This window comes from Chitinophagaceae bacterium, from assembly GCA_016710165.1.
In the GTDB taxonomy this organism is placed as follows: Bacteria; Bacteroidota; Bacteroidia; order Chitinophagales; family Chitinophagaceae; genus Ferruginibacter.
Genome location: JADJLJ010000001.1, coordinates 739,782 through 763,647 on the forward strand (window position 1 = coordinate 739,782; position 23,866 = coordinate 763,647).

Annotated in this window: 21 protein-coding genes and 2 pseudogenes; 12 read left to right on the plus strand and 11 right to left on the minus strand. The window is 45.8% G+C overall.

From position 1 onward, the window contains the following. Window positions 1–63 precede the first annotated feature (63 nt). The 4 genes and pseudogenes from IPJ02_03235 to IPJ02_03250 all read right to left on the minus strand — a co-directional run bounded on the left by IPJ02_03235 (window position 64) and on the right by IPJ02_03250 (window position 3,780). Window positions 64–854 (minus strand): annotated as a pseudogene (locus IPJ02_03235) (queuosine precursor transporter). Continuing rightward, a complete protein-coding gene (locus tag IPJ02_03240) occupies window positions 851–1,162 on the minus strand; it encodes a hypothetical protein (protein ID MBK7374595.1) in 312 nt (103 codons plus the stop codon). Before IPJ02_03240 ends, IPJ02_03235 begins: the two are co-directional and overlap by 4 nt. 174 nt (window positions 1,163–1,336) lie before the next feature. Then, window positions 1,337–1,993: a protein-L-isoaspartate(D-aspartate) O-methyltransferase gene (locus IPJ02_03245; GenBank protein MBK7374596.1), complete on the minus strand. Its 657-nt coding sequence runs from the start codon at window positions 1,991–1,993 to the stop codon at window positions 1,337–1,339. A 62-nt stretch (window positions 1,994–2,055) separates the two neighbouring features. Continuing rightward, a pseudogene (locus IPJ02_03250) lies at window positions 2,056–3,780 on the minus strand (phospho-sugar mutase). Between the two features lie 74 nt (window positions 3,781–3,854). Between IPJ02_03250 and IPJ02_03255 the strand changes: the two are divergent. Both IPJ02_03255 and IPJ02_03260 read left to right on the plus strand, forming a co-directional pair. Then, entirely contained in the window at window positions 3,855–4,247 is a 393-nt protein-coding gene (locus tag IPJ02_03255) for a hypothetical protein (GenBank protein MBK7374597.1), read from the plus strand. 85 nt (window positions 4,248–4,332) lie between these two features. Beyond that, window positions 4,333–5,367, plus strand: a complete 1,035-nt coding sequence (locus tag IPJ02_03260) for a DUF2279 domain-containing protein (GenBank protein ID MBK7374598.1) — start codon at window positions 4,333–4,335, stop codon at window positions 5,365–5,367. Window positions 5,368–5,420: 53 nt separating this feature from the next. Here the strand turns inward: IPJ02_03260 and IPJ02_03265 are convergent, their stop codons facing one another. Next, entirely contained in the window at window positions 5,421–7,238 is a 1,818-nt protein-coding gene (locus IPJ02_03265; protein MBK7374599.1) for a PQQ-binding-like beta-propeller repeat protein, read from the minus strand. Window positions 7,239–7,310: 72 nt separating this feature from the next. After that, window positions 7,311–7,808, minus strand: a complete 498-nt coding sequence (locus IPJ02_03270) for a phosphoribosyltransferase (GenBank protein ID MBK7374600.1) — start codon at window positions 7,806–7,808, stop codon at window positions 7,311–7,313. A 247-nt stretch (window positions 7,809–8,055) separates the two neighbouring features. Here IPJ02_03270 and IPJ02_03275 point away from each other — a divergent pair, with 247 nt between their 5' ends. The 3 genes from IPJ02_03275 (at window position 8,056) to IPJ02_03285 (ending at window position 10,905) form a co-directional block, all read left to right on the plus strand. Then, window positions 8,056–9,366, plus strand: coding sequence for a (Fe-S)-binding protein (locus tag IPJ02_03275; GenBank protein MBK7374601.1), 1,311 nt, complete (start codon window positions 8,056–8,058; stop codon window positions 9,364–9,366). A 137-nt stretch (window positions 9,367–9,503) separates the two neighbouring features. Continuing rightward, window positions 9,504–10,148: a hypothetical protein gene (locus tag IPJ02_03280; protein MBK7374602.1), complete on the plus strand. Its 645-nt coding sequence runs from the start codon at window positions 9,504–9,506 to the stop codon at window positions 10,146–10,148. A gap of 334 nt (window positions 10,149–10,482) precedes the next feature. Continuing rightward, entirely contained in the window at window positions 10,483–10,905 is a 423-nt protein-coding gene (locus tag IPJ02_03285) for an SHOCT domain-containing protein (protein MBK7374603.1), read from the plus strand. A gap of 71 nt (window positions 10,906–10,976) precedes the next feature. On the opposite strand, the gene IPJ02_03290 is transcribed toward IPJ02_03285, so the two are convergent. Next, window positions 10,977–11,858: a hypothetical protein gene (locus IPJ02_03290; protein ID MBK7374604.1), complete on the minus strand. Its 882-nt coding sequence runs from the start codon at window positions 11,856–11,858 to the stop codon at window positions 10,977–10,979. A gap of 178 nt (window positions 11,859–12,036) precedes the next feature. Here IPJ02_03290 and IPJ02_03295 point away from each other — a divergent pair, with 178 nt between their 5' ends. The 3 genes from IPJ02_03295 (at window position 12,037) to IPJ02_03305 (ending at window position 14,284) form a co-directional block, all read left to right on the plus strand. Further along, the gene (locus IPJ02_03295; GenBank protein MBK7374605.1) at window positions 12,037–12,696 is read left to right on the plus strand and encodes a hypothetical protein; all 660 of its coding nucleotides are present in this window, start codon (window positions 12,037–12,039) and stop codon (window positions 12,694–12,696) included. Between the two features lie 95 nt (window positions 12,697–12,791). Further along, window positions 12,792–13,841 carry a glycoside hydrolase family 18 protein gene (locus IPJ02_03300; protein ID MBK7374606.1) on the plus strand — a complete coding sequence of 350 codons (1,050 nt, stop codon included), beginning with the start codon at window positions 12,792–12,794 and terminating at the stop codon, window positions 13,839–13,841. Between the two features lie 38 nt (window positions 13,842–13,879). Beyond that, a complete protein-coding gene (locus IPJ02_03305; protein MBK7374607.1) occupies window positions 13,880–14,284 on the plus strand; it encodes a DUF1801 domain-containing protein in 405 nt (134 codons plus the stop codon). 53 nt (window positions 14,285–14,337) lie between these two features. Here IPJ02_03305 and IPJ02_03310 read toward each other — a convergent pair whose 3' ends face one another. Then, the gene (locus IPJ02_03310) at window positions 14,338–14,814 is read right to left on the minus strand and encodes a hypothetical protein (protein ID MBK7374608.1); all 477 of its coding nucleotides are present in this window, start codon (window positions 14,812–14,814) and stop codon (window positions 14,338–14,340) included. A 25-nt stretch (window positions 14,815–14,839) separates the two neighbouring features. Next, window positions 14,840–15,325, minus strand: a complete 486-nt coding sequence (locus IPJ02_03315; protein MBK7374609.1) for a hypothetical protein — start codon at window positions 15,323–15,325, stop codon at window positions 14,840–14,842. Between the two features lie 188 nt (window positions 15,326–15,513). Here IPJ02_03315 and IPJ02_03320 point away from each other — a divergent pair, with 188 nt between their 5' ends. Both IPJ02_03320 and IPJ02_03325 read left to right on the plus strand, forming a co-directional pair. Next, window positions 15,514–18,168 (plus strand): valine--tRNA ligase, encoded by a 2,655-nt coding sequence (locus IPJ02_03320; GenBank protein ID MBK7374610.1) that lies wholly within the window; start codon window positions 15,514–15,516, stop codon window positions 18,166–18,168. A gap of 60 nt (window positions 18,169–18,228) precedes the next feature. Next, the gene (locus IPJ02_03325) at window positions 18,229–18,711 is read left to right on the plus strand and encodes a hypothetical protein (protein MBK7374611.1); all 483 of its coding nucleotides are present in this window, start codon (window positions 18,229–18,231) and stop codon (window positions 18,709–18,711) included. An 18-nt stretch (window positions 18,712–18,729) separates the two neighbouring features. Here the strand turns inward: IPJ02_03325 and IPJ02_03330 are convergent, their stop codons facing one another. After that, window positions 18,730–19,233, minus strand: a complete 504-nt coding sequence (locus IPJ02_03330) for an Lrp/AsnC family transcriptional regulator (protein MBK7374612.1) — start codon at window positions 19,231–19,233, stop codon at window positions 18,730–18,732. A gap of 115 nt (window positions 19,234–19,348) precedes the next feature. Between IPJ02_03330 and IPJ02_03335 the strand changes: the two genes are divergently transcribed. Continuing rightward, a complete protein-coding gene (locus IPJ02_03335; protein MBK7374613.1) occupies window positions 19,349–20,677 on the plus strand; it encodes an adenosylhomocysteinase in 1,329 nt (442 codons plus the stop codon). 88 nt (window positions 20,678–20,765) lie between these two features. On the opposite strand, the gene IPJ02_03340 is transcribed toward IPJ02_03335, so the two are convergent. Then, entirely contained in the window at window positions 20,766–21,323 is a 558-nt protein-coding gene (locus IPJ02_03340; protein ID MBK7374614.1) for a nuclear transport factor 2 family protein, read from the minus strand. Window positions 21,324–21,643: 320 nt separating this feature from the next. Between IPJ02_03340 and IPJ02_03345 the strand changes: the two genes are divergently transcribed. After that, window positions 21,644–23,863: an alpha-galactosidase gene (locus tag IPJ02_03345; protein ID MBK7374615.1), complete on the plus strand. Its 2,220-nt coding sequence runs from the start codon at window positions 21,644–21,646 to the stop codon at window positions 23,861–23,863. Window positions 23,864–23,866 lie beyond the last annotated feature (3 nt).

A 23,866-nucleotide genomic window follows, 5' to 3' on the forward strand; every position in this document is an offset into this window, starting at 1 on the left:
CACTAATTACACGGATTAACAAATTAACGTGTTAACAAATTAACGGATTAACATACAACCAACCTACCCTTCTGCCCTCATCGCTGCATCTTTCATTTCCGCTGCCAGGTTTTTGCCGAGATATTTTTCGATCCATGCATGAACAAGGTAGATAACGGGGTGAGCAATATGGCTACCGCAAACTTGTATAGGTAATTCCCGGTACCGGTTACCAGGACCTGGTGAAGGCTCCAGGGATCGCCCTGCCCGGTTTGAATACGTTTGCCCACATAGAAAGCGATGAAGAGTACCACGAAACTGTCGACCAGCTGGGATACCAATGTGGAACCGGTTGCCCGCAGCCAGATGCTTTTTTCGCCGGTCAATTTCTTTATCCGGTGAAAGATCAGCACATCCAGCACCTGTCCTACCAAAAATGCAACCATGGAACCAATGATGATCCACATGCCCTGGCCGAAAATCCCCCGGAACGCATTATCCGGTTTATCTATGCCGTTGCCGACGGAAAAATATTCAGAGGGCGAAAGGCTGATCGCACCGGTGAAGATCAGGAATGCATAACCGATCAGTCCGATGGTGAGGTAAGAAAGGAATTTTACACCCCGGGTACCATAATATTCATTGATGATATCGGTCATCACAAAAACAACGGGCCACAGTAATACACCCGCCGTGAGGTGAAAACTGAACGGGCTGCCGAAGATATTGATGTTGGCACGCGGCACTCCCACCGTATCTTCCAGGGAAAATATCTTTACGCCGATCACTTCTGCGATCAATGCACTGGTAATAAAAATACCCGCCAGCAATATGAAAAGCTTCGTGCTTTTGTCTTTGAGTATGTTGTGTATCATTGGTGCTGTTTAAAGAAAAAATGAAAATAGACCTGGCAGCAGAAAATTACGATATTAAAAATTATTATCCACCGGGCTATGCGCATATCCACTTTAAATGCAGTAAAGATCAGACAAAGAAGTAAGAAAAGAGCATTGACAATAATGGCCCCGTACCCAAGTATCACCAGCGTGCTTTCCAGCCAGGGAAGCGGTATTACCTGGTCTGAACTACCCGCCGGTTTATTTTGTGTTTCAAAATACCATAAAACAACCGATATGAGAAAGCAGGCATTGCACAGCACCGTAAATTTTGAAAAGAAACGCATGAGGGAAACGTTTAAGTCGTTGAAGGGTTGAAAATTGTTTGAGGGTTGAAAATTGTTTAAAGGTTGAAAATTGTTTAAGGGTTGAAAGTCGTTTAAAGGTTTAAGGCGTTTAAAGGTCGGTTACACATAAGGCACAACCACAAACCACAAACCACAAACTTCAAACCTCAAACATCATCCATTCCTCCCGCTCAGCATCGGCACAAAGGAAAAATTATCAAACGCTTCTTCACGGGTGGTTCCATCTTCATTTTTGGTGATACGCAGCATACGCTGGTGATGATCTTCATCCACCGGCACCACCATCTTGCCTCCGGGCTTCAGTTGATCAATTAATTTTGGCGGAATGAAGGGCGCTGCAGCGGTGATGATCACTTTATCAAAAGGAGCATAGGTCGGCAGTCCTTCATATCCATCCCCGTAAAAGAATTTTATATTCGGGTACTGGCTCTTTAAGACAAACTGCTTTGTTTTCTCAAATAATTTTTTCTGCCGTTCAATGGTGAACACCCGGGCTCCCATTTCGGCAAGCACGGTTGCCTGGTAGATACTTCCCGTACCTATTTCAAGGATCTTCTCATTGGGTTTTACCTGCAGCAACTGTGTCTGGTAAGCAACGGTATACGGTTGCGAAATGGTTTGCCCCTCGCTTATCGGGAACGCCCGGTCCTCATAAGCGATCTTATCAAAAGCGCTGTCGAGGAAATAATGCCGGGGAATATTGTTCATGGCCTGCAGCACATTTTCATCCGTAATGCCTTTTTCCCTGAGCAGGTCCATCAGTTTTTTGCGGAGGCCCTTGTGCTGGTAACTGTCTTCGTATTTTCTCATTTACCCCAAATCCGCCAGCTGGCGGAGCATTTAAAGTGTAAAATTTTATAAGCAGTCTTTAATTACTTAAGCTTCATTTCATTTATGATCCTGTCGATCCTCCCATCCAGTTCTTTTTCTTTTGCATCAAAGGCTGCTGCATTATCCAGTTTTGCATTTACACTGAAATAGAATTTTATCTTAGGCTCCGTACCGCTTGGCCTGGCCGATATCTTTGTTCCGTCCGCCAGTACAAACTGCAGCACATTGCTCTTTGGCTGGTCTATCTTCCAGCTTTCACCGGTTTGCAAATTTTTACCCACCTGTGATTCATAATCCAGTAATTCTGCAACAGCAGCGCCGTCAATGACCAATGGCGGATCTTTCCGGTAGCCCTCCATCATGCCGGCAATCTCTTTGGCACCGTTCATTCCCTTCTTCGTAATGCTTACCAGGCTTTCTTTGTACAACCCGTACTGCAGGTACAGGTCAATGAGTTTATCAAAAAGGCTGCGGCCCTTGTTCTTTTCATATGCTGCCATCTCACAAAGCAAGGCAACAGCGCTTACCGCATCCTTATCCCGTATCTCGTCACCGATCATCAAGCCAAAACTCTCTTCGCCGCCAATGATGTATTTTTCCTTTCCTTCTTTCTCTTTTATTAATGCGGCTATCCATTTAAAACCGGTGAGCACATTGTAACAGCTGACACCGCTTGCTTTTGCGATCACATCGATCATATCGGTGGTAACAATGGTCTTAACCACCATGTCATTGGGTTGCTGCAATCCTTTTGTCTTTCTTGCCTCGATCATATAATTGAAAGCAAGCAGGGCGGTCTGGTTCCCGTTCATCAGTATCCACTCGCCTTTATGGTTCTTTACCCCAATGCCCACCCGGTCGGCATCGGGGTCTGTACCCAGCAGGATATCGGCATCCAGTTCCTTTGCATTTTTCAACCCGATGCTCATGGTTTCTGTTTCTTCCGGGTTGGGGTAAACCACCGTCGGGAAATTCCCATCCGGAATGCTTTGCTCTTTCACAATATGCACATTGGTGAAACCATATTTTGCCAATGTCTGCGGCACCAGCATAATACCCGTACCATGTATGGGTGTGTAAACAATTTTCAGGTCATGTTGAGCTGCACATACTTCGGGATAAACAGAAAGCCCCTTCACCATTTCCAGGTAGGCCTCGTCCATTTCTTTGCCGATGATGGTAATGTTTGCTTCTCCCCCTCTCCACTTCACGTCATCCACTGAATGGATCTTTTCCACTTCCCGGATCACATTCTTATCATGCGGAGGTACCATCTGGGCACCGTCATCCCAGTAGGCTTTATACCCATTGTATTCTTTCGGGTTATGGCTTGCCGTACATACCACCCCACCCTTGCAACCCAGTTTGCGGATGGCATAACTGATCTCGGGTGTAGGCCGAAGGGCTTCAAACAAATAAACCTTAACCCCATTGGCAGCAAAGACATTGGCCGTTGTTTCCGCAAAAAAACGGCTGTTGTTCCGGCTATCATGACCGATCACTACCCCCACTTCATTTCCAAAGCATTGCTTCAGGTAATTGGCATAGCCCTGTGTGGCCATGCCCACGGTATATTTATTCATGCGGTTGGTGCCAATGCCCATGATGCCACGCAGGCCGCCGGTACCAAACTCCAGGTTCTTATAAAACGCATCTTCCAGTTCGGCAGGGTTCTCTTTCTGCAAACGGCTTACCTCATCCTTTACCGGCTGTTCATAATTTCAGTTAAGCCAGCTGTTGATCTTTTGCTGTGTAGCTGCATCCATATTTTTACATTTTTTTAACCCCTCAAAAATATATTATTCAACCATCATTTATGCAAAATAAGTAGATTTGTTCTATGCGTTCAGCCAACAGCAGCTATTTGTATCTTCTTTTCCGAAAAACAATTTTACCTGTTGTGCTGGTATCCGGCTTTACATCATTGGCACACGCACAGAATAAGCCGGCAGAAAAAGCCAGTTCCATACATCATCTCAGTCCTTTGCTTCTCTCCGCTCCTGGTAAATCTATAAAGCCTGCTTCCGATCTTAACCAATACTTTAAAAGGCCCGGCAACCAGTTGATGAACTGGCCGGATTACCCGTTAACTGCAGCGCAAATAATGGAACGGGACAAAAAATACGACCAGCCGATCGGCCAGCAACTGGCCAGCAGTATCGCAGAGTCGTATATCAATTCAATCCTGGATGGCAAAAACAAAAAGCCCGTTGCCAGCGTTCCTAAGTTTTAACATTACCCGGATCTACCCGTTTAACTTTTCCGTAAATCTTTTATAACGCAATAATACAGCCTGCTTATTCTTATTTTTGTTTCCCATGGCACTATCGTCAATACATAGATCAGTTTTACCCGGCTTTTTTTTCATCATCCCGTTCTGTTCATCATCTTTTGCCCAGGATTCAACCAATAAACCAACCTTACCCACCGGCAGGCAGGTTAACCAATTAACGGATCAACGGATTAACGGATTAACGGATCAACGGATCAACGGATTAACCCAAAAACAAATAACCAACCGGACAAAAATAATCGCCGGTACCAACATCATTGGTTACAGCGCCGCCATGGTGGGCCTTTATTCTGCCTGGTACAAGAATTATCCCCAGACCAATTTTCATTCCTTCAATGATTTTGGTGAATGGCAGCAGATCGATAAGATCGGCCATGTGTACAGCGCCTATGCCGAAAGCAAGGCCAGCATGGAACTTTGGCGCTGGACAGGCATTGACCGGAAGAAAAGGATCTGGATCGGGGGCATGAGCGGCGCCTTTTATCAAACAGTGATAGAAGTACTGGATGGCTTCAGCGCCGAATGGGGATGGAGTTGGTCGGATTTTGGTGCGAATATCCTGGGAAGCGGTATGCTGGTGGCACAGGAACTTGCCTGGGATGAACAACGGATCCAACTTAAATTTTCATTTCACCGGAAGTCATACAATGATGCCTCATTGAACCAGCGAAGCAATAAGCTATTCGGCAAAAGCACCGCCGAACGTTTTTTAAAGGATTACAACGGGCAGACCTACTGGCTGAGTGTGAATCTCAGATCATTTTTTCCCGAAAGCAGGGTACCTGCCTGGTTAAATGTATCCATCGGCACCGGGGCCGAAGGGATGTTTGGCGCCAATGAGAACATCGGCAAGGATGATAACGGCAACATCAACTTTTACCGGCCCGATGTAAAACGCTACCGCCAGTGGTACCTGGCACCGGATATTGACCTGACAAAGATCAAGACGAACAAAAAAGGATTGAAACTTGTATTTACGCTGCTGAATGTTGTGAAGTTCCCCATGCCGGCGCTGGAATATTCAAACGGGAAATTCCGGTTCAATGCGATCGCATTTTAATACCTGAGATCCGAAGCCTGACTCCCTACTCCCTACTCCTTACTCCCTACTCCCTACTCCAGTTCCCTTTCACCCAGTTTAATGAGCGCATCCAGGTTAACCGGCAGTTCGGGGTGCATCCAAAGCTGGACAAAAGCACCGCCTGACCTGTATTTCTTTACAAATGTAGAAGCAAGCCCGTTCTCATTTTCACCCAAAACAATATCCACCTGTTTTTTATCAATCCCGAAATTGGATACCCAGAAATCGGGAAGCCCGTACCATTTCCCTTTTTCATTGGCAAAACCGCTGAAGAGTCCACCGAACGCACGGGTATCTGTAGGGCCGTAGTCAATACTCAACACAGAATCAATTCTGCGGTTTGTTAACCCGGTCATTTGTTTTTTGGCCTCATCCACATTAAAGAACAGGGGATTGTTGCCTGAGATGATCACCCTTCCGCCTGCATCAAGGAATTTCCGAAGGATGGAATTAGCTCCTCCTTCAATGATCCTCTTGGGGAAATAGTTGCTGGCAAAAACGACCACTTTATGGGTATTACTGTCTGACAGCACCGCCGGCAGTGTATCCGATGCAATAGTTTTGAAGCCGTTTGCCTGCAGGTAATTCTTTATCCGCACATCTGCCCCATTCCGGAAATACAGTTTTATCATACCGGCATCATAATAAACAAACTGCTTTCTTTCATTTTGACTGGCCGGTGCCTGCCCCCTTAATGCATACATGCCTCCGTCATCCGAGCCAATATACAGCAAACTGTCGCTGATGACGGGCGACGAATAAATGATGCCGTTGGTTGTGAACTGCGAAATGCGTTTACCTGTTTTAAGATCAAGACAGAATAACTGCCCATCGTAGCAGCCTTCATAAACCTTATCATTATTGATCAGCGGCGAAGACCAGGTTGCCAGTGGGGTAGGATGTTTCCAGATCTCTTTACCGGTGTTTAAGTTCACGGCCTGTACAAATCTTCCGTCGGAAGTGCCGGTAACCACAAAGGAATCTTTGATGGCGACAGTGGAGATGATCCAGGAAACCTCGTGATCCATTGTCCAGTTCAGTTTGCCGTTGTTGGCATCCAGGCAATAGAGATAACCATCCCGGGCGCCAAAAACTATTTTATCATTGCTTACCACGGGTGCGGCAAGGATGGCTTTACGGTCGAACCCAAGCGTATCCATTTTCAGGGGTTCACCGATTATTTTGTAGTTCCATTTTTCCTTCCCGGTCTTTATATCCAGGGCATAAAAATACCCTTCGGTGTCTCCAAACAGCACATCTTCCTTATTCACCGATGCGGTGCTTCGTACCAATCCCCTGCTTTTGAATCTCCATACTTCCTTACCGGTCTTTTGTTCCAGCATGTAGAGGTTGCCATCATCGGCGCCGATGATAATTTTATCCTCAACCAATGTGGGGGAAGAAAAATAATAATCGAACCGCCAGGGATAAGGGATCTTCTCTCCCATTTTGAATTTCCATTTCAGTCCCCCGCTGTTTTCATCCAAAGCATACACTGTTTGCTCATTGTCGGAGAAAAAAACGGTTCCACCCTGGCAGGCAGCCGATGCGTTGATGGCAAAGCCGGTATGATACTGCCATATTACAGATCCGGTCTTTTTATCCAGTGCAAAAAAGTCACCCCGGGTATTGCCAAAATAAAGGACATCGCCATGCACAAGGGCCGTTGACCGCACCGGTGCACCGGCGTCAAAGCGCCAGGCCTTTGTATCATACACCAGGTCGTAGGAAGTTTTTGCTTCGGTCCGGTGTGTTTGATTATCCCGGAACATACCGGTACTGTTATCTGTTTTTACTGAGCAGCTGCAAAAAAATAAAACAGCAGTAAGAAGAAAGAAAGGATTAAGCATAGCATTGGCTTTGATGCGTAAACTTCCACAATTACACAACAGGGAGACCTGGTAAAGGTACGGGCGGCAGAATCATTCCATCCAGGCTCCGGCAACCTGTCCATTTTTTACTTCCACCACGATATGCTCGTCTTTGGTGGTAGAAACAGAGAGGCCGGTATAATCCACATCAATGGGAAAGGTCTTGTGGGTCCTTTCAACAAGGGCAAGGGTCTGTATCTTTTCGGGTAGCTGCTCAAGCAGGGGTTTTAGTGCATACAGCATGGTTCGGCCGCTGTTGGCAACATCATCTATCAGCAAAATCGTCTTGCCGTTAAAATCCATTTGTTTATCCAGGCGGATGACGGAGGGTTTCTTTTTATCCATACTCAGCTCCAGCACGATCACTTCGCCTTTGAAAACCTCTTGTAAATATTTGCTGATGATATTGGCAATAAAGATGCCGTTGGCCCTGATGCCGATGAGGATGAGCTGCTTCGCATCATAGTTCTGCTCCACCACCTGCAGGGCCATGCGGCGGAGTTTTTTATCGGCTACTTCGGCAGACAAGATGTACTTTTTATCTTTCATGATAACACGAATTTAACTGAAAATGAAACACAAAGGAAATGTTATAGCCACAAAGACCCAAAGTCACGAAGGTATTTTCCCCTCGGCAAAAGAATATTGCCACCGGGTCACTGAAGCACATAAATGGATACAATTACTTCGTGCCTTCTCGGCAAATCTCTTCTGTACTTCTGTGGCCATCTGTGAAAACAAATCTGTGTTATCTGTGGTTATAAAATAATTACCTTAGCAGCATCAATCATTGCTTATGCAAATTCTTCAACAGGCTCTCTTCGTTGCACTTGCCGGCCTGGCTTCCTGGCTCTTTGCAAAGAATATCGGTATCATCCGCCGCAATGTTTTACTGGGCAAGGAAGAAGACCTCACCGGCAACCCCTCCCTGCGCTGGAAAAACCTGCTGCTGCTCGCTTTCGGTCAAAAGAAAATGTTCCGCAATCCCCTGGTGGCGTTCATGCACTTTGTAATCTATGCCGGTTTCATCATCATCAATATTGAAGTGCTGGAGATCGTGCTGGACGGGATCCTGGGAACACACCGGCTGTTCCTTCCTTACCTCGGCAGCTTTTACACGTTCCTCATCAATTTTTTTGAGATACTGGCTGTGGGCGTATTGGCCGTTTGCATCGTTTTTTTGATACGGAGGAATGTCATCAAACTGAAACGCTTCATCAGCAAGGACCTGGATGGCTGGCCAAGAAGCGACGCCAATTATATCCTGATCACCGAGATCATTTTAATGAGCCTCTTCCTCATCATGAACAGTACCGACCGGGCATTGCAAGTCAAGGGGGCAGAACATTACCACGATACCGGCAACTTCATCATCTCCGGCATCCTCGCCCCATCCCTCAGCGGGTTTTCGTCCTCCGCTCTCATTGCACTGGAACGTGGCTGCTGGTGGCTGCACATCATTGGCATATTTGCATTTTTGAATTACCTGCCTTACAGCAAACACCTGCATATTCTCCTTGCCTTTCCCAATGCGTATTACGCAAGACTTGAGGTGGCCGGCAAGATGGATAACATGGAATCTGTGCAGAATGAAGTGAAATATATGATGCAACCCGAACTTACACCGGCTGAACAAACTGCACCAATGAAATTCGGCGCCAAAGATGTGTTTGACCTGAGCTGGAAAAGTTTATTGGATGCCTACAGCTGCACCGAATGCGGACGCTGCTCGGCTGCCTGTCCTGCTAACCAGACCGGTAAACTTTTAAGTCCCCGGAAAATAATGATGGACACCCGTGACCGGCTGGAAGCCGTAGGTAAGAACATAAAGGCAAACGGAGAATTTAAAGACGACGGAAAAAATCTATTCTCTCACATCACCGTGGAAGAACTGCGTGCCTGTACTACCTGCAATGCCTGTGTACAGGAATGCCCCGTTTCCATATCCCCGCTTGAGATCATTTTAGAACTGCGCCGCTCCCTCATCATGGAAGACAGCAATGCCCCGCAGGAATGGAACGTGATGTTCGGCAATATTGAAAATAACTTTGCGCCCTGGAAATTCAGCCCGGATGACCGGGATAAATGGGTGGAGGAGATGGGTTAGGGGTTAGAGGTCAGGAGTTTGTAGTTTGTAGTTTGTAGTTTGAGGTTTGAAGTTGGTAGCAGTTTATGTTTTATGCTACCCTGGTAATACTAAAAGGGAAATAAATTTCATATCAGCATGACTTAAACTGGTATTGTATGAAAATTGCACCCGTTCTTCTTGCATTTATCTGCTCACTTCTATCAGCATGCTCATCCACTAAAAATTCAACAAGCCCAAAAAATGCCGGCAGGTCCTATAGCAAACTGTTTATAATCGGTAATACGGCAGATATAGAAGCAAGGGTACGATTGGAAAAAGAGTTAGCCGCTGCGGCAGGATCAAAAGGGTATACTGCTGTAAAAAGTATAGATGTTATGCCCCCATCGATCCGTGAACCAAAACCGCCTCCCAAAGAAGAATTCGTGAGCCAGGCCAAAGCAGCAGGCTGCGATGCCATGTTCATTATCTATTACATAAGGGAAAAGGATGCTGTAAATTATATTCCAGGCGCAAAGTTCGATGGAACCGACCCCTGGATCACCGGGCTGGTTTCGGCAGCGATGGGTTATAAGGGTACCGTTGATGGCACCAGCTACAAAAAAAGCACATCTACTCCCGGCCGGTATAAAATAGAACGGGGCTTTTATATATTCAGTGGTTTATTTGATGCTTCTTCTGAGGAGATCCTTTACTCAGAAAAATCGGAAATGTTTGATGCTGCTGACCTGGCTTCATTCAGTAAGGATTACATGACAGGGCTGGTGAAGCACCTGGAAATTAAAAAGATAATAATGAAGTAAACTCCTGATCAACACCTGCCGGCTGCGGCATACGCAAGTTTAAAACAATTGTTGGCTTTTGACAGCTTTAAATAAGATCTTATCCGGTTGTATTGCAGTTTTCATTTCAGGTAAAAATCCGTTCCTTTAATAATAATTTAAGCGAATGAAAGAATTAATATTCATCCTCCTCCTTTGCCCCGTGATATCCACCGCCCAAACAAGCCTGCCCCGGTTTGAAAATGATACGTTGTACACCTCGGGTGGATATAGTATCTACAAAGGACAGGTACTGCACCTGGCCAGCGGCACATCAGAGGCCGGTTATTTCCGTTACCTGAAATTTCATTACAGCATGAGCAGGAATGATACCTATATCCTGCAGAACAGCAGCATCCTCGTAGACAAATTAAGGAACTACAAAAATTCCGGGGCCGGCAATTACAGCATCCGTATCTCCGGCACGGCAACCCGGAAGGACAATTCGAAAATGGAGGTGGATTTCATCCTGGAATTTGAGAATGCCATTGCCGGTTTCAACGGATCAGCGGGTGAACTGACCATACCGGAAGCATTCAGGAAAAAGCGGGCCGAAACCATTGCCATGGAACCGGAAAAACAAACGACGCCGGTTGAAACCAAAAAACAAACCGTCCCCGATGAAATGAAAAAACTGTTGATAGCCGATGAGATCAAAAAACTGTTTGAGCTGCACAAAGCAGGCGCTTTGACCAAAGAAGAATACGAAGCAAGGAAGAAAAAACTATTGGAGCAATAAACACATTACCTGTTGGTACTCCTCAATGACTAATGACCAATGACTAATGACCCTGTATTGGTCATTGGTCATTATTTCTTCACCACATACTTCAACCCGGCTTCCAGGGTACTATACTTAAAATCATGCAGGCCCTGCTGAAACCCAAACAACAGGCCAAATTTTTTAATTCTTTTTTCCATATTGAAACGGAACACAACAGGTTTATCACCGCTGTTCTCCAGGTAGCCCAGGTAACCCGCCACATTGGTTTGCAGGCGCCAGGTATTTTTATTCCACTCCAGCCCGGTACCAAACAGGATTGCATCATCCTGGTTATTTTTGTCTGATTCGATATGCCAGGAATAAAAACCAAGCATGCCGACCCATTTTAATGCGGAACGATTGATGGGCTTGCCGAATGAAAGATCAAAATAATATCCGGGCGCATCGATGTCCCGGGCAGCCCCAAAACCCGAACCGGTCGGGAAACGGTATCCCATCCGCAGGGCCAGGTGGATGTATTTCCTCCATCTTTTCATCAACTGGATATTTGTGTTCAGGTGCAGTTCTCCTTCGCCTTTATTATCATAAAAGAACTGGGGATAGATATGCCGCTCTTCTTTTATGGCCTGGCTCATTTGATAATATTCAAACGGCACCCAGTAAATATCCATGGAAATAAGTTCTTTTACCAGGCAGTAATTGGCATATACAGTATAGTTCTGTGTATTGTCACCCTTAGAAAAATGAAAATTACCTCCCGCACTTACAAAAAAAATGCTGTCGATACTGCCATTGCCCACCCGGGGAACCGGTAATGCATTTGGACCCTGGTAGGCAGGCTGCGTACGCAAATATCTCGACCAGTGACTCACCCCATCCCAATGCACGAGTTGCGACCATTGCACAAGGGTCTGGGCATGCCCACCCGGCGAACAGGAAAAGAAAAGTAAAACAAACCATATCCGCATCTTCCAAAAATTGTCTTTAGCATAAAATACCCGGCGATCAATAACCCAATCTGGAACTTTTGATACTCTAAATCATCAGTAACCCATGTTTAAAATAAGAAACCATTTCATTTCTTCCCAATTATTTTTATTTTACGATCAGAAAAATCACTTTTTTATATTCAACCAAAACTAACCTATGTTCATCGGTCACTTCGGGCTTGGCTTTGGCGCCAAAAAAGCCGCTTCCGGTATTTCATTGGGCACCCTCTTTATTGCCGTACAGTTCTTAGACCTGTTATGGCCTGTATTCCTGTTACTGGATATTGAACATGCTGTACTAAAACCCGGCACCGGGCATTCCCAACCGATCGGGTTTACAGACTACCCGGTTTCGCACAGTTTATTGATGGTGCTTGGCTGGGCCCTGCTCTTTGGTTTTGTTTACTGGCTGATCAAAAAGAATATAAAAGCAGCCATCATCCTCGCCCTTTGTGTCATCAGCCATTGGGTGCTTGACCTCATTGTACATCTTCCCGACCTGCCGCTTTATCCAGGCAGTAATTCCCCGAAGCTCGGCTTTGAACTGTGGAATTCATTCTGGGGAACCCTGCTGGTTGAAGGCGGTATTTTTATTGCAGGGCTTGTGCTTTACATGCGGTCAACCACAGCCAAAAACAAACAAGGGAGCATCGGGTTATGGATACTGACCGGCCTGCTGCTGGTTTCGCATGCCGCAAATCTTTTAGGTCCGCCACCGCCGGCCATGAATGCCGTTGCCTGGGCAGGTAACCTGCAATGGTTATTTGTGATACTGGCTTACTGGGTAGATCATAACCGGTTGGCCAGTAATAAATAAACCATAGGCTGAAAATAAAAGTTCCGGAATTTTGACCTAATATCGTTTGCTTTTTCAACGTTATTCTCATCAACCAGATCTAAAACTGCTTTCGTATGAACCGGGTAAGATTATTTTTATATGCATTGCTACTCATTGTCATTGCCGGCTCCTGTAAAAAGGAAGACCAGCCCGGGCCCGTAAATCCACCCGCCGTAATTGCTCCCCCTGCCCCATTCGGGTTTTATGTGGTTGGATATTTTCCTTCATACAGAACGGTTGCTACCGTGCCGGATGTGAAATTCAAAATGTGCAATGTTGTAAATTATGCATTTGCCACCGTAAATAATACCGGTGGCCTGGTATTGGGCAATGCCGGCCATTTACTGGAGGTGAAGAACAAAGCAAAGGCAAACGGCGCCCGGGTTTTCATCAGCGTATCCGGACTGGCAGCCGATTTCAAGACCATGGCATCGGTTCCTGCCGGAAGAACTTCCTTTATAAACCAGGTAATGAACCTTGTGAGGACCTACGGCATGGATGGTGTGGATATAGACTGGGAATTTCCAAGAACCGATGACGGAACAGACCTCACTTTTACTGCACTGATGAAACAATTAAGCGACAGTTGTCACACAGGCAGTAAATATTATCTGACCGCAGCCATTACAGCGGGTAAATACGCAGGCGCTGTGCGGGATGCCATCAGCAGTGAATTGTGGCAGGGCAATTATGTAGATTGGTTCAACATCATGTCGTACGACGATTTCAGCACCACCCAGCCTTACAAACATCATTGTGATTATACCCTGGCCACAACAAGTTTAAATTACTGGATAAACACCAGGGGGATGCCCGGCGCCAAAGCCGTTTTGGGCATTGCCGGTTATGGAAGGCCGAGCGGGATCACGCAAACGAATACCGTTTTAAGTTTCAGCGACATCCTCTCCAGGGGAGGAAACCCGCAATCCGATTCGGCGATCGTTACCAACGGGGGTTTCTCCAACTATACCATTTATTACAACGGCATTACCACGGTAAAAAAGAAAGCCATCCTTTCAAAACAAATGGCAAACGGCATCATGCTTTGGGAAAAAAGCCATGATGTGCATGACAATAATTCCCTTTTAAAAGCGGTTTGCGATACGGTGGGCAGGACCTACTAGCCGCACTCAAATTCATCATTTCAGCGAAGGAGTTTAAAATGAAAACGATCCATCCCGTTAAGATCAGGTCCTTATTGCAGCTCTATGAGATACTCCCGGAGAACGAACGGCTGATCGTGGACATATTGCGGGAACTGGTAAAAGAGCAACTGCCGCCAAATGGCAAAGAAAAAATATCTTACAATGTTCCCTTCTTCTATGGCTATAAGGGGATCTGCATTATCTGGCCTTCCAGCATTCCCAGGGGTGGTATCAGGAAAGGCGTATTATTAGGTTTCTGGTATGGCAACCGGCTTACCGACGCAGACAATTATCTCACCCACGGCAGCAACAAACAAATATTCTATAAGATCTATAACAGCGCCGGGGAAATAAATATCAAAGCAGTTACAAAACTGCTGAAGGAAGCGGTGAAGCTGGATAAGAGCTGGCGTGAAAGATAAACCTATAAGGTCTGCCAGCACGAAAGCAGCGCTGCAGACCTTATAGGTTTTGTTTATTGCCAGTAAGAAGACGTATTGTTCACATCGCTTGTGAACTTATCCGTATGACGGCGCATGATGGCGGGGGTGATTCCCCGGTTCTCCACCGCAAGTCCCATCATGAGCTTTCCCTTCTCGGTGATATAGAACTGGCAGGGCTGAATTTTACCATTCTGTTTCAGCAGCGCCGCATTGGTAGTGGAGTATTCATCCTTGGGCGAGCCCAGGTGGGCAGTAAGCCACACAAAATTCTTACTGGCACTGATCTCGTATGCCACCGGAACATTGAAGCTGCTTGTTTTGATCATCACTTCATATTTTTCCTTCCCGGATTCGGTGTTCAGTTCTTTTACGGTATAACCCATCTGGGTCAGCATGTCTTTTAGCTGCCGGGCATCAAGGGGATCGCAGCTCTGTGCGCCAGCCAATGAAGGCAGCAGCCATGCAAAAAGAACGATGGCAGGGTAGCGGATGATATTTTTCCATTTCATATTGCGGAAGTTTATGTACGTAAAATTATTTTTTCATATTGAAACTAAGGTAGCTTACCACCTCTCCATTCTTTCCCCTCCCCCTTGCCATGGCGAGTTTATCTGCCTTAATGGTAACACTGCCGTCTTCATTAACGGTGCAGGATACTTTTTGGTCTCCGGTGGCATATAATTTTTTGGTGCCCTGCACCAGTTCAATACAAACCTGGCTGCCTGAGTTAAGATCACCGGTCTCCACTTCGGTATTCAGTTCGATCGATCTTTTGGGTTTCCCTTTTAAATAGATACGTACCCCGGCTTTTGACCGGCTGTCGCCGAGTTTTCCATTGATGAAATAGTTTCCCAGGCCAAAACCGCCTGCCCATATGGGGAAGGGCGCTTCTGCATGACAGAGTAAACCATCAATGCAATAATCATTTTCAGCCAGGGTTGCACAGTCCTGCGAATAAGATGACTGGGTGGTCATTAGTCCTGCAACCAGTAATGCCAGTGAAAAAATGATACGCTTCATGAGTTGATTTTTGGATGATATCCCCGTTTTAAAAGATCCTGCATCAAAACTAGGGTCTGCACAAAAATGTCCAATACCCACTGAAGGGTATTTTGATCCGGTGACCATAAACCAGAAACACCCGGCTCCAAACCCATAACTGCCCTCTTTTTCGTAGTTTTGCCCCCTTCAAGAACAAGAATGATAAAATGGAACTGAGTAAAAATTTTGAACCGAAGGCCGTTGAGGATAAATGGTATAAGCATTGGCTGGGTAAAGGATATTTCAATAGTAAGCCGGATGGCCGCCCTGCTTTTACGGTGGTGATACCACCCCCGAATGTTACGGGTGTGCTGCACATGGGCCATACCCTGAATGAAACGGTTCAGGATATACTGGTACGTAAGGCAAGAATGAGCGGCTTTAATGCCTGCTGGGTTCCGGGCAGCGACCATGCATCCATTGCCACCGAGGCAAAAGTGGTGGCCATGCTGAAAGAAAAAGGCATTGATAAGAACAGTTTATCAAGAGAGGAGTTTCTGAAATATGCATTTGAATGGAAGGATAAATACGGTGGCATCATCTATAACCAGATAGAAAGGCTTGGCTGCAGCGTTGACTGGAGCAGGACCACCTTCACCATGGATGATCATTATTACAAAGCCGTAATAAAAGTATTTATTGATCTCTACAATAAGGGACTGATATACCGCGGCGCCCGGATGATAAACTGGGACCCCGCCGCAAAAACCGCCCTGAGTGATGAAGAAGTGGAATACAGGGAACTGACGGGCAAGCTTTATTACCTGACTTATAAATTAGTGGATAAAGATGGAAATGCAATTAACTCCCCTTCAGGGGTTGGGGGCATCAGCATTGCAACCCAGCGGCCGGAAACGATCATGGGCGATACTGCCATTTGCGTTAATCCCAATGATGATCGTTATGCACATTTAAAAGGGGCTCATGCGTTCGTTCCTCTTATCAACCGCCGCATCCCCATCATTTTTGATGAGTATGTTGATCCTGCTTTTGGTACGGGGGCGTTGAAGGTTACCCCGGCACATGATATCAACGATTATAACCTGGGGTTGAAACATAACCTGGAAGTGGTTGATACCATTAACGAAGACGGAACCCTGAGCGCCGCCGCACAGATATATGTTGGAGAAGACCGGTTTTCAGCAAGAAAAAAGATCATCAGGGAACTGGAAGAAAAAGGCTTTCTCAAAAAAGAAGAAGAATACACAACAAGGCTGGGTTACAGTCAGCGTACCGGCGTGGTGGTGGAACCCAGGATAAGCACCCAGTGGTTTGTGAAGATGAAAGAACTGGCAGAACCTGCATTGAAAGCCGTGGTGAACGGGGATATTAAAATTCACCCCGGTGATAAATTTTTAGCCACGTATAAATACTGGCTGGAAAATGTGAAGGACTGGTGCATCAGCCGCCAGCTTTGGTGGGGACAGCAGATACCGGCATGGTATGATGCGGAGGGAAGAATGGTGGTTGCGGAAACAAAGGAAGAAGCTCTCGCCCAATTCAAAATTCAAAATTCAAAACTCACCATTGAAGACATAAAGCAGGATGAAGATGTACTGGATACCTGGTTCTCTTCCTGGCTATGGCCCATGGAAGTGTTCAAAGGCATTACCAACCCGGGTAATGAAGAAGTGAAATACTACTACCCTTCTTCGGTGCTGGTAACCGGGCAGGATATCATTTTCTTCTGGGTGGCCCGTATGGTAATGGCGGGAATGGAATATGAAAAACAGATACCTTTCAAAGATGTTTACTTTACCGGCATGGTACGGGATAAGCTGGGAAGGAAAATGAGCAAAAGCCTGGGCAACAGTCCCGACCTGCTTGACCTGGTCGACCGCTATGGCGCCGATGCAGTACGGTTTGGCATCATGGTGTCTTCGCCGGCAGGCAATGACCTGATGTTTGATGAAGCAGCACTGGAACAGGGAAGGAATTTCAATAACAAGATATGGAATGCACTGAAGCTGGTGAAGATGTGGCAAGAAAGGCAGACGACAGAAAACAGACAACAGACAACAGACAACTTCGCATTAGACTGGTTTGAAAGCCGGCTGAATGAAGCAAAAACTGAAGTGGATACACTGATGAAACAATTCCGCTTAAGTGAAGCATTGAAAGTTATTTACTCATTGATATGGGATGATTTCTGCAGCTGGTACCTGGAATGGGTGAAGCCGGGTTTTGAACAACCCATCGAAGCATCGGTTTATAAAAAGACCATTGAGTTCTTTACCGGGTTAGTGCAACTGTTGCAACCCTATATGCCATTTGTTACCGAAGAAATTTATCACCTGCTGGAAGAAAGAAAGGATGACCTGTGTATAATGCAATTTGTGCAGGCAAAACCGGCCGATAAGAAAATATTATTACAGGGAGAATTACTCAAGCAGGTGATCACTACCATACGGGATGCCAGGAACAGGAACCAGTTAAAGCCCAAAGAAATCATCAGGCTTTACATCGAGACCGCTTCACCCGAAAGTTACAGCTCCATCAAAGACATCTTAAGTAAACAGGTAAATGCGGGAGAGATCAGCTTTGTACACGAAGCGGTGGCAAACAGCATTGTGGTGGCGGTGGAAAAAGAAAAGTTCTATATCGAAACCGGAAAAGAACTGGATACCACTACCCTGAAAGCTGACCTGCTGAAAGACCTGGAACACCAGAAGAATTTCCTGGTTTCGGTGGAGAAAAAGCTCCGCAACGAAAAATTTGTTCAGAATGCAAAACCGGAAGTGCTGGCGCTGGAACAGAAGAAGAAAGCCGATGCCGAAGCAAGGATAAAGACCATTGAAGAGAGCCTGTCAACAATTAGTTAAATGTAAACAGGCACACTAATTGTCCGGCAAATTCGTTGTAATCTTACATAAACAGATAACATGAGAACAGTTGTACAATTCCTGCTTGCCGTACTATTTTCCGCAACAGCTGCAACTGGTTCGGCCCAAAAGCCAAAACCGGCTCCTGCCGGTCAATCCACCCAAAAATTCAAGCCGCCAAAGCTTACCAGTAAACTGGGCATTCATTCCGATTCGGCAACGGTTATCATAGAGGAAGCCCTTCAACTGGTCAACCTGCCATTAAAGATCACCGACGATAAAAAGAATCCCTACAGCATATCTTCGTACCAGCTGATGTACAAAAGGAAGGGCGTTACGGAAGATGAAGAAACCGGGAAAGTGTCTCCCACCACAACCAACGTGGCCCAACTCTTCCGGGAAACACCCCTGCCCGCCCTTTGGAAAAAGATTCTCACGGAACAGCTTAAACAGGGAGATGAATTGTATTTCTTCGATGTTATTGCAAAAGATGCACAGGGCAGGTATATGTTTGCACCTGAATTAAGGATAAGGGTCAAATAGATCTATACTTATCCGGCATCATCCCCACACCAGCTGGTGCGTCTGCTTGATCACCCCCATCACAAAGATACTCTGCACATGTCCCATGTTCTCGATGTTGCTTAGTTTGTTCACATGGAAATCGTGATAGGTATTCATATCCGCACACATCACTTTTAACATAAAATCAAATTCCCCGCTGATGGTGTAGCATTCAACCACTTCCGGCATCTGCAAAATGGCTTTTACAAATTTGGTGCCCGCCGTTTTATTGTGTTCCTTTAAGGATACATAGCAGATCGCGATCAGGCCCTTATTCACTTTGGTATGATCCAGCAGGGTGGCATATTGTTTGATCACCCCGTTTGCTTCCAGCCGTTTGATGCGTTCATGTACCGGTGTGGTGCTCAGGTGGATCTTACCGGCAATTTCCTTTACCGTCATCCGTGCATTTTGTTGCAGCAACTGGAGGATCGCAATGTCTTTGGCATCCAGTGCAATGGAACCGGTAGCTGTTTTTTCTGTTTGAAGTGCTTTTGCCATAGTAAAAAAGGATTTTATCCTGTTATTAACACGATAACGTGATATTTCCCCAAATTTATATAAAACCTTAGAATATTATCCTGTAAGTTTATTTTTGTACCCTAAAAAACAAACCATGTCTACATTATCAAAAACCTCCATCGATTTCAGCCTTAAATACAAGGTTGCCGATATGAGCCTCGCTGAATGGGGCCGTAAAGAAATAAGATTGGCCGAAGCAGAAATGCCGGGCTTAATGGCCATCCGGGAAGAGTTTGGCCCCTCCCAACCCCTGAAAGGTGCACGCATTGCAGGTTGCCTGCACATGACCATCCAGACCGCCGTATTGATCGAAACACTGGTTGCACTGGGCGCAGAGGTTAAATGGAGCTCCTGTAATATTTTCAGTACACAGGACCAGGCTGCTGCTGCCATTGCTGCTGCCGGTATCGGTGTATTTGCCTGGAAAGGACAGACACAGGCAGAAGCCGACTGGTGTATTGAGCAAACCTTATTCTTTGGTGGCGCCGACCGTCCCCTGAATATGATCCTGGACGATGGCGGTGACCTGACCAATATGGTTTTTGACACCTATCCCGAACTGATACAGCATGTGAAAGGATTGAGCGAAGAAACCACCACCGGAGTTCACCGTTTATACGAAAGGATGCAGAAAGGCACCCTGCCTGTTCCTGCCATCAACGTGAACGACAGCGTTACAAAATCTAAATTTGATAATAAATACGGATGTAAAGAAAGCTTGGTGGATTCTATCCGCCGGGCCACGGATGTGATGATGGCTGGTAAAGTAGCTGTGGTAGGTGGATACGGTGATGTGGGTAAAGGTTCTGCCGCTTCATTGAAAGGCGCCGGTTGCCGGGTGATCGTTACCGAGATCGATCCGATCTGTGCTTTGCAGGCTGCCATGGATGGCTTTGAAGTAAAGAAAATGATCGATGCCGTTAAAGAAGCAGACATCATCGTTACGGCAAGCGGTTGCCGCGACCTGATCACGGAAAAACATTTCCGCCTGATGAAAGACAAAGCCATTGTTTGCAATATCGGTCACTTCGATATTGAAATTGACATGGCCTGGTTGAATGGAAGCTATGGTAAAACAAAAAACACCATCAAGCCACAGGTTGATATGTACACCATCGACGGTAAAGACGTGATCGTACTGGCTGAAGGCCGCCTGGTGAACCTGGGTTGTGCAACCGGCCACCCATCCTTTGTAATGAGTAACTCGTTCACCAACCAAACGCTGGCACAAATTGAACTGTGGACCAACCACAGCAAGTACAAGAATGAAGTATATGTGCTGCCAAAAGTACTGGATGAAAAAGTTGCCCGCCTGCACCTTGCAAAAATCGGTGTAGTACTGGATGAACTGACCCCTGCCCAATCCGATTACCTGGCAATCCCGGCAGAAGGCCCATTCAAGCCGGAGCATTACCGGTATTAATAGAACAGTAATCCCGGCATAATGCCTGGGACTTAAATAAAAAGCCCAACCGCCAGCTGGCAGTTGGGCTTTTCTTATGACCCCATAATTATTTTACCAGGTCCTTGGTGGCTTCCATTAAAGGATGCCTGTCGATATACTGTACAAACTGATCGATCTTACCGGCATCATTATAATGCTGGGCATTATGTGCCCAAAACATGATCGCCTTGCCATTTTTATACTTTACATTGACCATGTACCAGGTAAGCATCCATTTTCCTGACGCTGTTGCCCCTCCATTCGGACTTACGTTGGCCATGAGCGGAAGAAAGATATGGTCGGAAAATTTGATATTGTCAATGATGTTAAACCTTCCGGTATACCAGTCTTTAACCGCCTGTTTTCCGGCAAGGCTGTCACCGCCCGACCACCGGAACATTACATTATCAGCCAGGTTAGCCGTATAGCCCTCAATATCTTTGTTCTCGAAAGCGGTGAAAGCAGCTTTTACAGTGTTCACAAGGTTACTGTCATTAAGAAGCTCAACCGGGGCAGCAGGCTTATCGGATTTAACCTCCGGTGCAGCGGCTGTTTCTTCTTGTTTTTCATTGTTGCAGGCTGACAAAACCACCGAAATGCAAATGATTGAAAGGAACTTTTTCATACTAGTTTAAGTTTTGAAGTGATAAAAAAAGCCATTGATCTGTGAAAGCAGAGGATAAACCAGTATCCATCGGGAGGGAAAGAACAATATAAACAAATTATTGACAAATTCAAATCAACCGGGCAAATTTGTTTACACTGCTGAAACCGCAGGTCTCAATGATATCTGCGCTTTCTATGATCAAAAACCCCTGTGAAAATGTCTATTCCTTCCTCTTCAGATGGAGAAAATATACAAACCCGTTCGTCATGAACGACCCCGGGCAATTTTGGCCATAAAGGCTGTTCAGGAATTGCTAAATTTGTTAAAACCCAAGCTACATGAGAGTATTGTTTATTATCTCTTGCCTTTCACTTTCATTCACATCAATTGCACAGAGAATTGAACTGCCCACTGCGAGGTTCATGACGGGCGATGATATAAGCTACAGTTACCCGGCAACAGACGAAAGCAAATGGAAGGATATAAAGTCAACCATTGTCTGGGATGCCCAGGGCTATGAAAATTATAATGGCTATGCCTGGTACCGGTTTCATATCATTTTACCAACCACATTAAAAACGAACTCTTTATGGAAAGATTCGCTGCGGATCTTCCTGGCAAAGATCGATGACGTGTGCGAAGTATACCTCAATGGAACAAAGATCGGGCGGTCAGGTTCCTTTCCGGAAGATAAAGAGGGATACATCACTACCTGGAATAAAAAACAGGAATACCATGTAGCCATCCGCAACCAGTTTTTGAATTGGGGAGGGGAAAACCTGCTGGCCGTAAGGGTTTATGACGGGGGTGGCGCCGGCGGAATCTTTGGCGGAACACCCTGTATCAGCATGCTGGACCTCATAGATGGCATTGAGATCAACAACCACTCCCCCGTTGAATTCCTGTCTAAGGGCAGGGCAAAAAAAATTATTACACTGACCAATGGCTTTAACCAGGGAATCACCGGTACACTTCATTACTCGGTCATTGATGCAGGGAATGATAAAGCAGAGAAACATTCCATCCCGGTAAGTATTACACCAAACGGCAAATTCACTATTGCCATTCCCATAGCACTGGCGGAAAGAAATAATATCGTTTATGAATTTGAAGAAAGCAATACGCATAAAACGATCCGGCTTACAGAGATCATCCCATACATATTAACACCTCGCCCTTCGCCATTGCCAAAAATAAATGGCGCAAAGGTCTTTGGTATCCGGCCCAATGCACCTTTTCTTTTTAAAATCCCGGCAACCGGGAAAAAACCTTTACAATACAGCGTTGAGCATTTACCCCCCGGGCTCAAAGTGGATGCCGCCACTGGTATCATAACCGGCAGTATAAAAACGGCTGGCGATTATAAGATGAACCTTATTGTAAAAAACAGCCTGGGCACTGATAAAAGGTTGTTCACCGTAAAATGCGGTGACCTGCTTGCGCTTACACCGCCGATGGGCTGGAATAGCTGGAACTGCTGGGGACTAAGCGTAAGTGATGCAAAACTGAAGATATCAGCACAGGCCATGATCGATAAAGGACTGATCGACCATGGCTGGACCTATATGAATATTGATGACGGCTGGGAAGCTGAACAAAGAAATGATAAAGGAGAGATCGTTTCCAACAAAAAATTCCCTGACATGAAGAAAACAGGTGACTGGTTACACCGGAAAGGATTGAAATTCGGAATTTACTCATCGCCGGGTACAAAAACATGTGGAGGCTATTTAGGAAGCTATCAACATGAAAAACAGGATGCGGATTCGTATGCCGCCTGGGGAATTGATTATTTGAAATACGACTGGTGCAGTTACGAAGCGGAATACAGGAATGAAAAAGATACCAGCCTGGCCGCTTTCAAAAAACCATATGCCATTATGCAGGCTGCATTGCAAAGCCAGAACCGGGATATTGTTTACAGTCTTTGTCAATATGGAATGAAGGATGTGTGGAAATGGGGAGCTGCCGTAAATGGTAATTGCTGGCGAACCACAGGTGATATTGAAGACAGCTGGGAAAGCCTGGTGAGTATCGGGTTCAATCAAACCAGTCAATATTCATATGCAGGGCCCGGGAGATGGAATGACCCCGACATGATGATCGTAGGGCAGGTTGGATGGGGCGAAAACCTGCACCCGACAAGATTAACACCGGACGAACAATATACGCACATGAGCCTCTGGAGCCTGCTCAGCGCTCCGTTACTGATCGGTTGCGACCTGGGAAAACTGGATGGTTTTACCCTGAATTTATTGACGAACGATGAAGTGATCGCTGTGGACCAGGATCCGCTGGGTAATCAGGCCCGCCGGTTATTGAAAACAGACACGTACCAGGTCTGGATGAAAGAACTGGATGATGGTTCCAAAGCGATCGGTATTTTTAACCTGTCGGATAAAGACGATGTGGTTCGTTTCTATTGGAACGAACTAGGACTTTCCAACAACCAAAAAGTAAGAGACCTATGGCGGCAAAAGGACATCGGAAATTTTTCAACCATGTTTTCAACCAACGTTGCTTCTCATGGTGTAACATTGATAAGAACATTTAATTAAACC

What these genes read in the sequence shown, in the direction of transcription:
- IPJ02_03255 (MBK7374597.1), top strand. Translation starts at nt 3,855, where the DNA reads ATGCGTTCAGCCAACAGCAGCTATTTGTATCTTCTTTTCCGAAAAACA.
- IPJ02_03305 (MBK7374607.1), top strand. Translation starts at nt 13,880, where the DNA reads ATGAAAACGATCCATCCCGTTAAGATCAGGTCCTTATTGCAGCTCTAT.
- IPJ02_03330 (MBK7374612.1), bottom strand. Translation starts at nt 19,233, where the DNA reads ATGGCAAAAGCACTTCAAACAGAAAAAACAGCTACCGGTTCCATTGCA.
- IPJ02_03325 (MBK7374611.1), top strand. Translation starts at nt 18,229, where the DNA reads ATGAGAACAGTTGTACAATTCCTGCTTGCCGTACTATTTTCCGCAACA.
- IPJ02_03270 (MBK7374600.1), bottom strand. Translation starts at nt 7,808, where the DNA reads ATGAAAGATAAAAAGTACATCTTGTCTGCCGAAGTAGCCGATAAAAAA.
- IPJ02_03345 (MBK7374615.1), top strand. Translation starts at nt 21,644, where the DNA reads ATGAGAGTATTGTTTATTATCTCTTGCCTTTCACTTTCATTCACATCA.
- IPJ02_03275 (MBK7374601.1), top strand. Translation starts at nt 8,056, where the DNA reads ATGCAAATTCTTCAACAGGCTCTCTTCGTTGCACTTGCCGGCCTGGCT.
- IPJ02_03260 (MBK7374598.1), top strand. Translation starts at nt 4,333, where the DNA reads ATGGCACTATCGTCAATACATAGATCAGTTTTACCCGGCTTTTTTTTC.
- IPJ02_03300 (MBK7374606.1), top strand. Translation starts at nt 12,792, where the DNA reads ATGAACCGGGTAAGATTATTTTTATATGCATTGCTACTCATTGTCATT.
- IPJ02_03245 (MBK7374596.1), bottom strand. Translation starts at nt 1,993, where the DNA reads ATGAGAAAATACGAAGACAGTTACCAGCACAAGGGCCTCCGCAAAAAA.
- IPJ02_03335 (MBK7374613.1), top strand. Translation starts at nt 19,349, where the DNA reads ATGTCTACATTATCAAAAACCTCCATCGATTTCAGCCTTAAATACAAG.
- IPJ02_03295 (MBK7374605.1), top strand. Translation starts at nt 12,037, where the DNA reads ATGTTCATCGGTCACTTCGGGCTTGGCTTTGGCGCCAAAAAAGCCGCT.
- IPJ02_03290 (MBK7374604.1), bottom strand. Translation starts at nt 11,858, where the DNA reads ATGCGGATATGGTTTGTTTTACTTTTCTTTTCCTGTTCGCCGGGTGGG.
- IPJ02_03315 (MBK7374609.1), bottom strand. Translation starts at nt 15,325, where the DNA reads ATGAAGCGTATCATTTTTTCACTGGCATTACTGGTTGCAGGACTAATG.
- IPJ02_03280 (MBK7374602.1), top strand. Translation starts at nt 9,504, where the DNA reads ATGAAAATTGCACCCGTTCTTCTTGCATTTATCTGCTCACTTCTATCA.
- IPJ02_03240 (MBK7374595.1), bottom strand. Translation starts at nt 1,162, where the DNA reads ATGCGTTTCTTTTCAAAATTTACGGTGCTGTGCAATGCCTGCTTTCTC.
- IPJ02_03340 (MBK7374614.1), bottom strand. Translation starts at nt 21,323, where the DNA reads ATGAAAAAGTTCCTTTCAATCATTTGCATTTCGGTGGTTTTGTCAGCC.
- IPJ02_03310 (MBK7374608.1), bottom strand. Translation starts at nt 14,814, where the DNA reads ATGAAATGGAAAAATATCATCCGCTACCCTGCCATCGTTCTTTTTGCA.
- IPJ02_03320 (MBK7374610.1), top strand. Translation starts at nt 15,514, where the DNA reads ATGGAACTGAGTAAAAATTTTGAACCGAAGGCCGTTGAGGATAAATGG.
- IPJ02_03265 (MBK7374599.1), bottom strand. Translation starts at nt 7,238, where the DNA reads ATGCTTAATCCTTTCTTTCTTCTTACTGCTGTTTTATTTTTTTGCAGC.
- IPJ02_03285 (MBK7374603.1), top strand. Translation starts at nt 10,483, where the DNA reads ATGAGCAGGAATGATACCTATATCCTGCAGAACAGCAGCATCCTCGTA.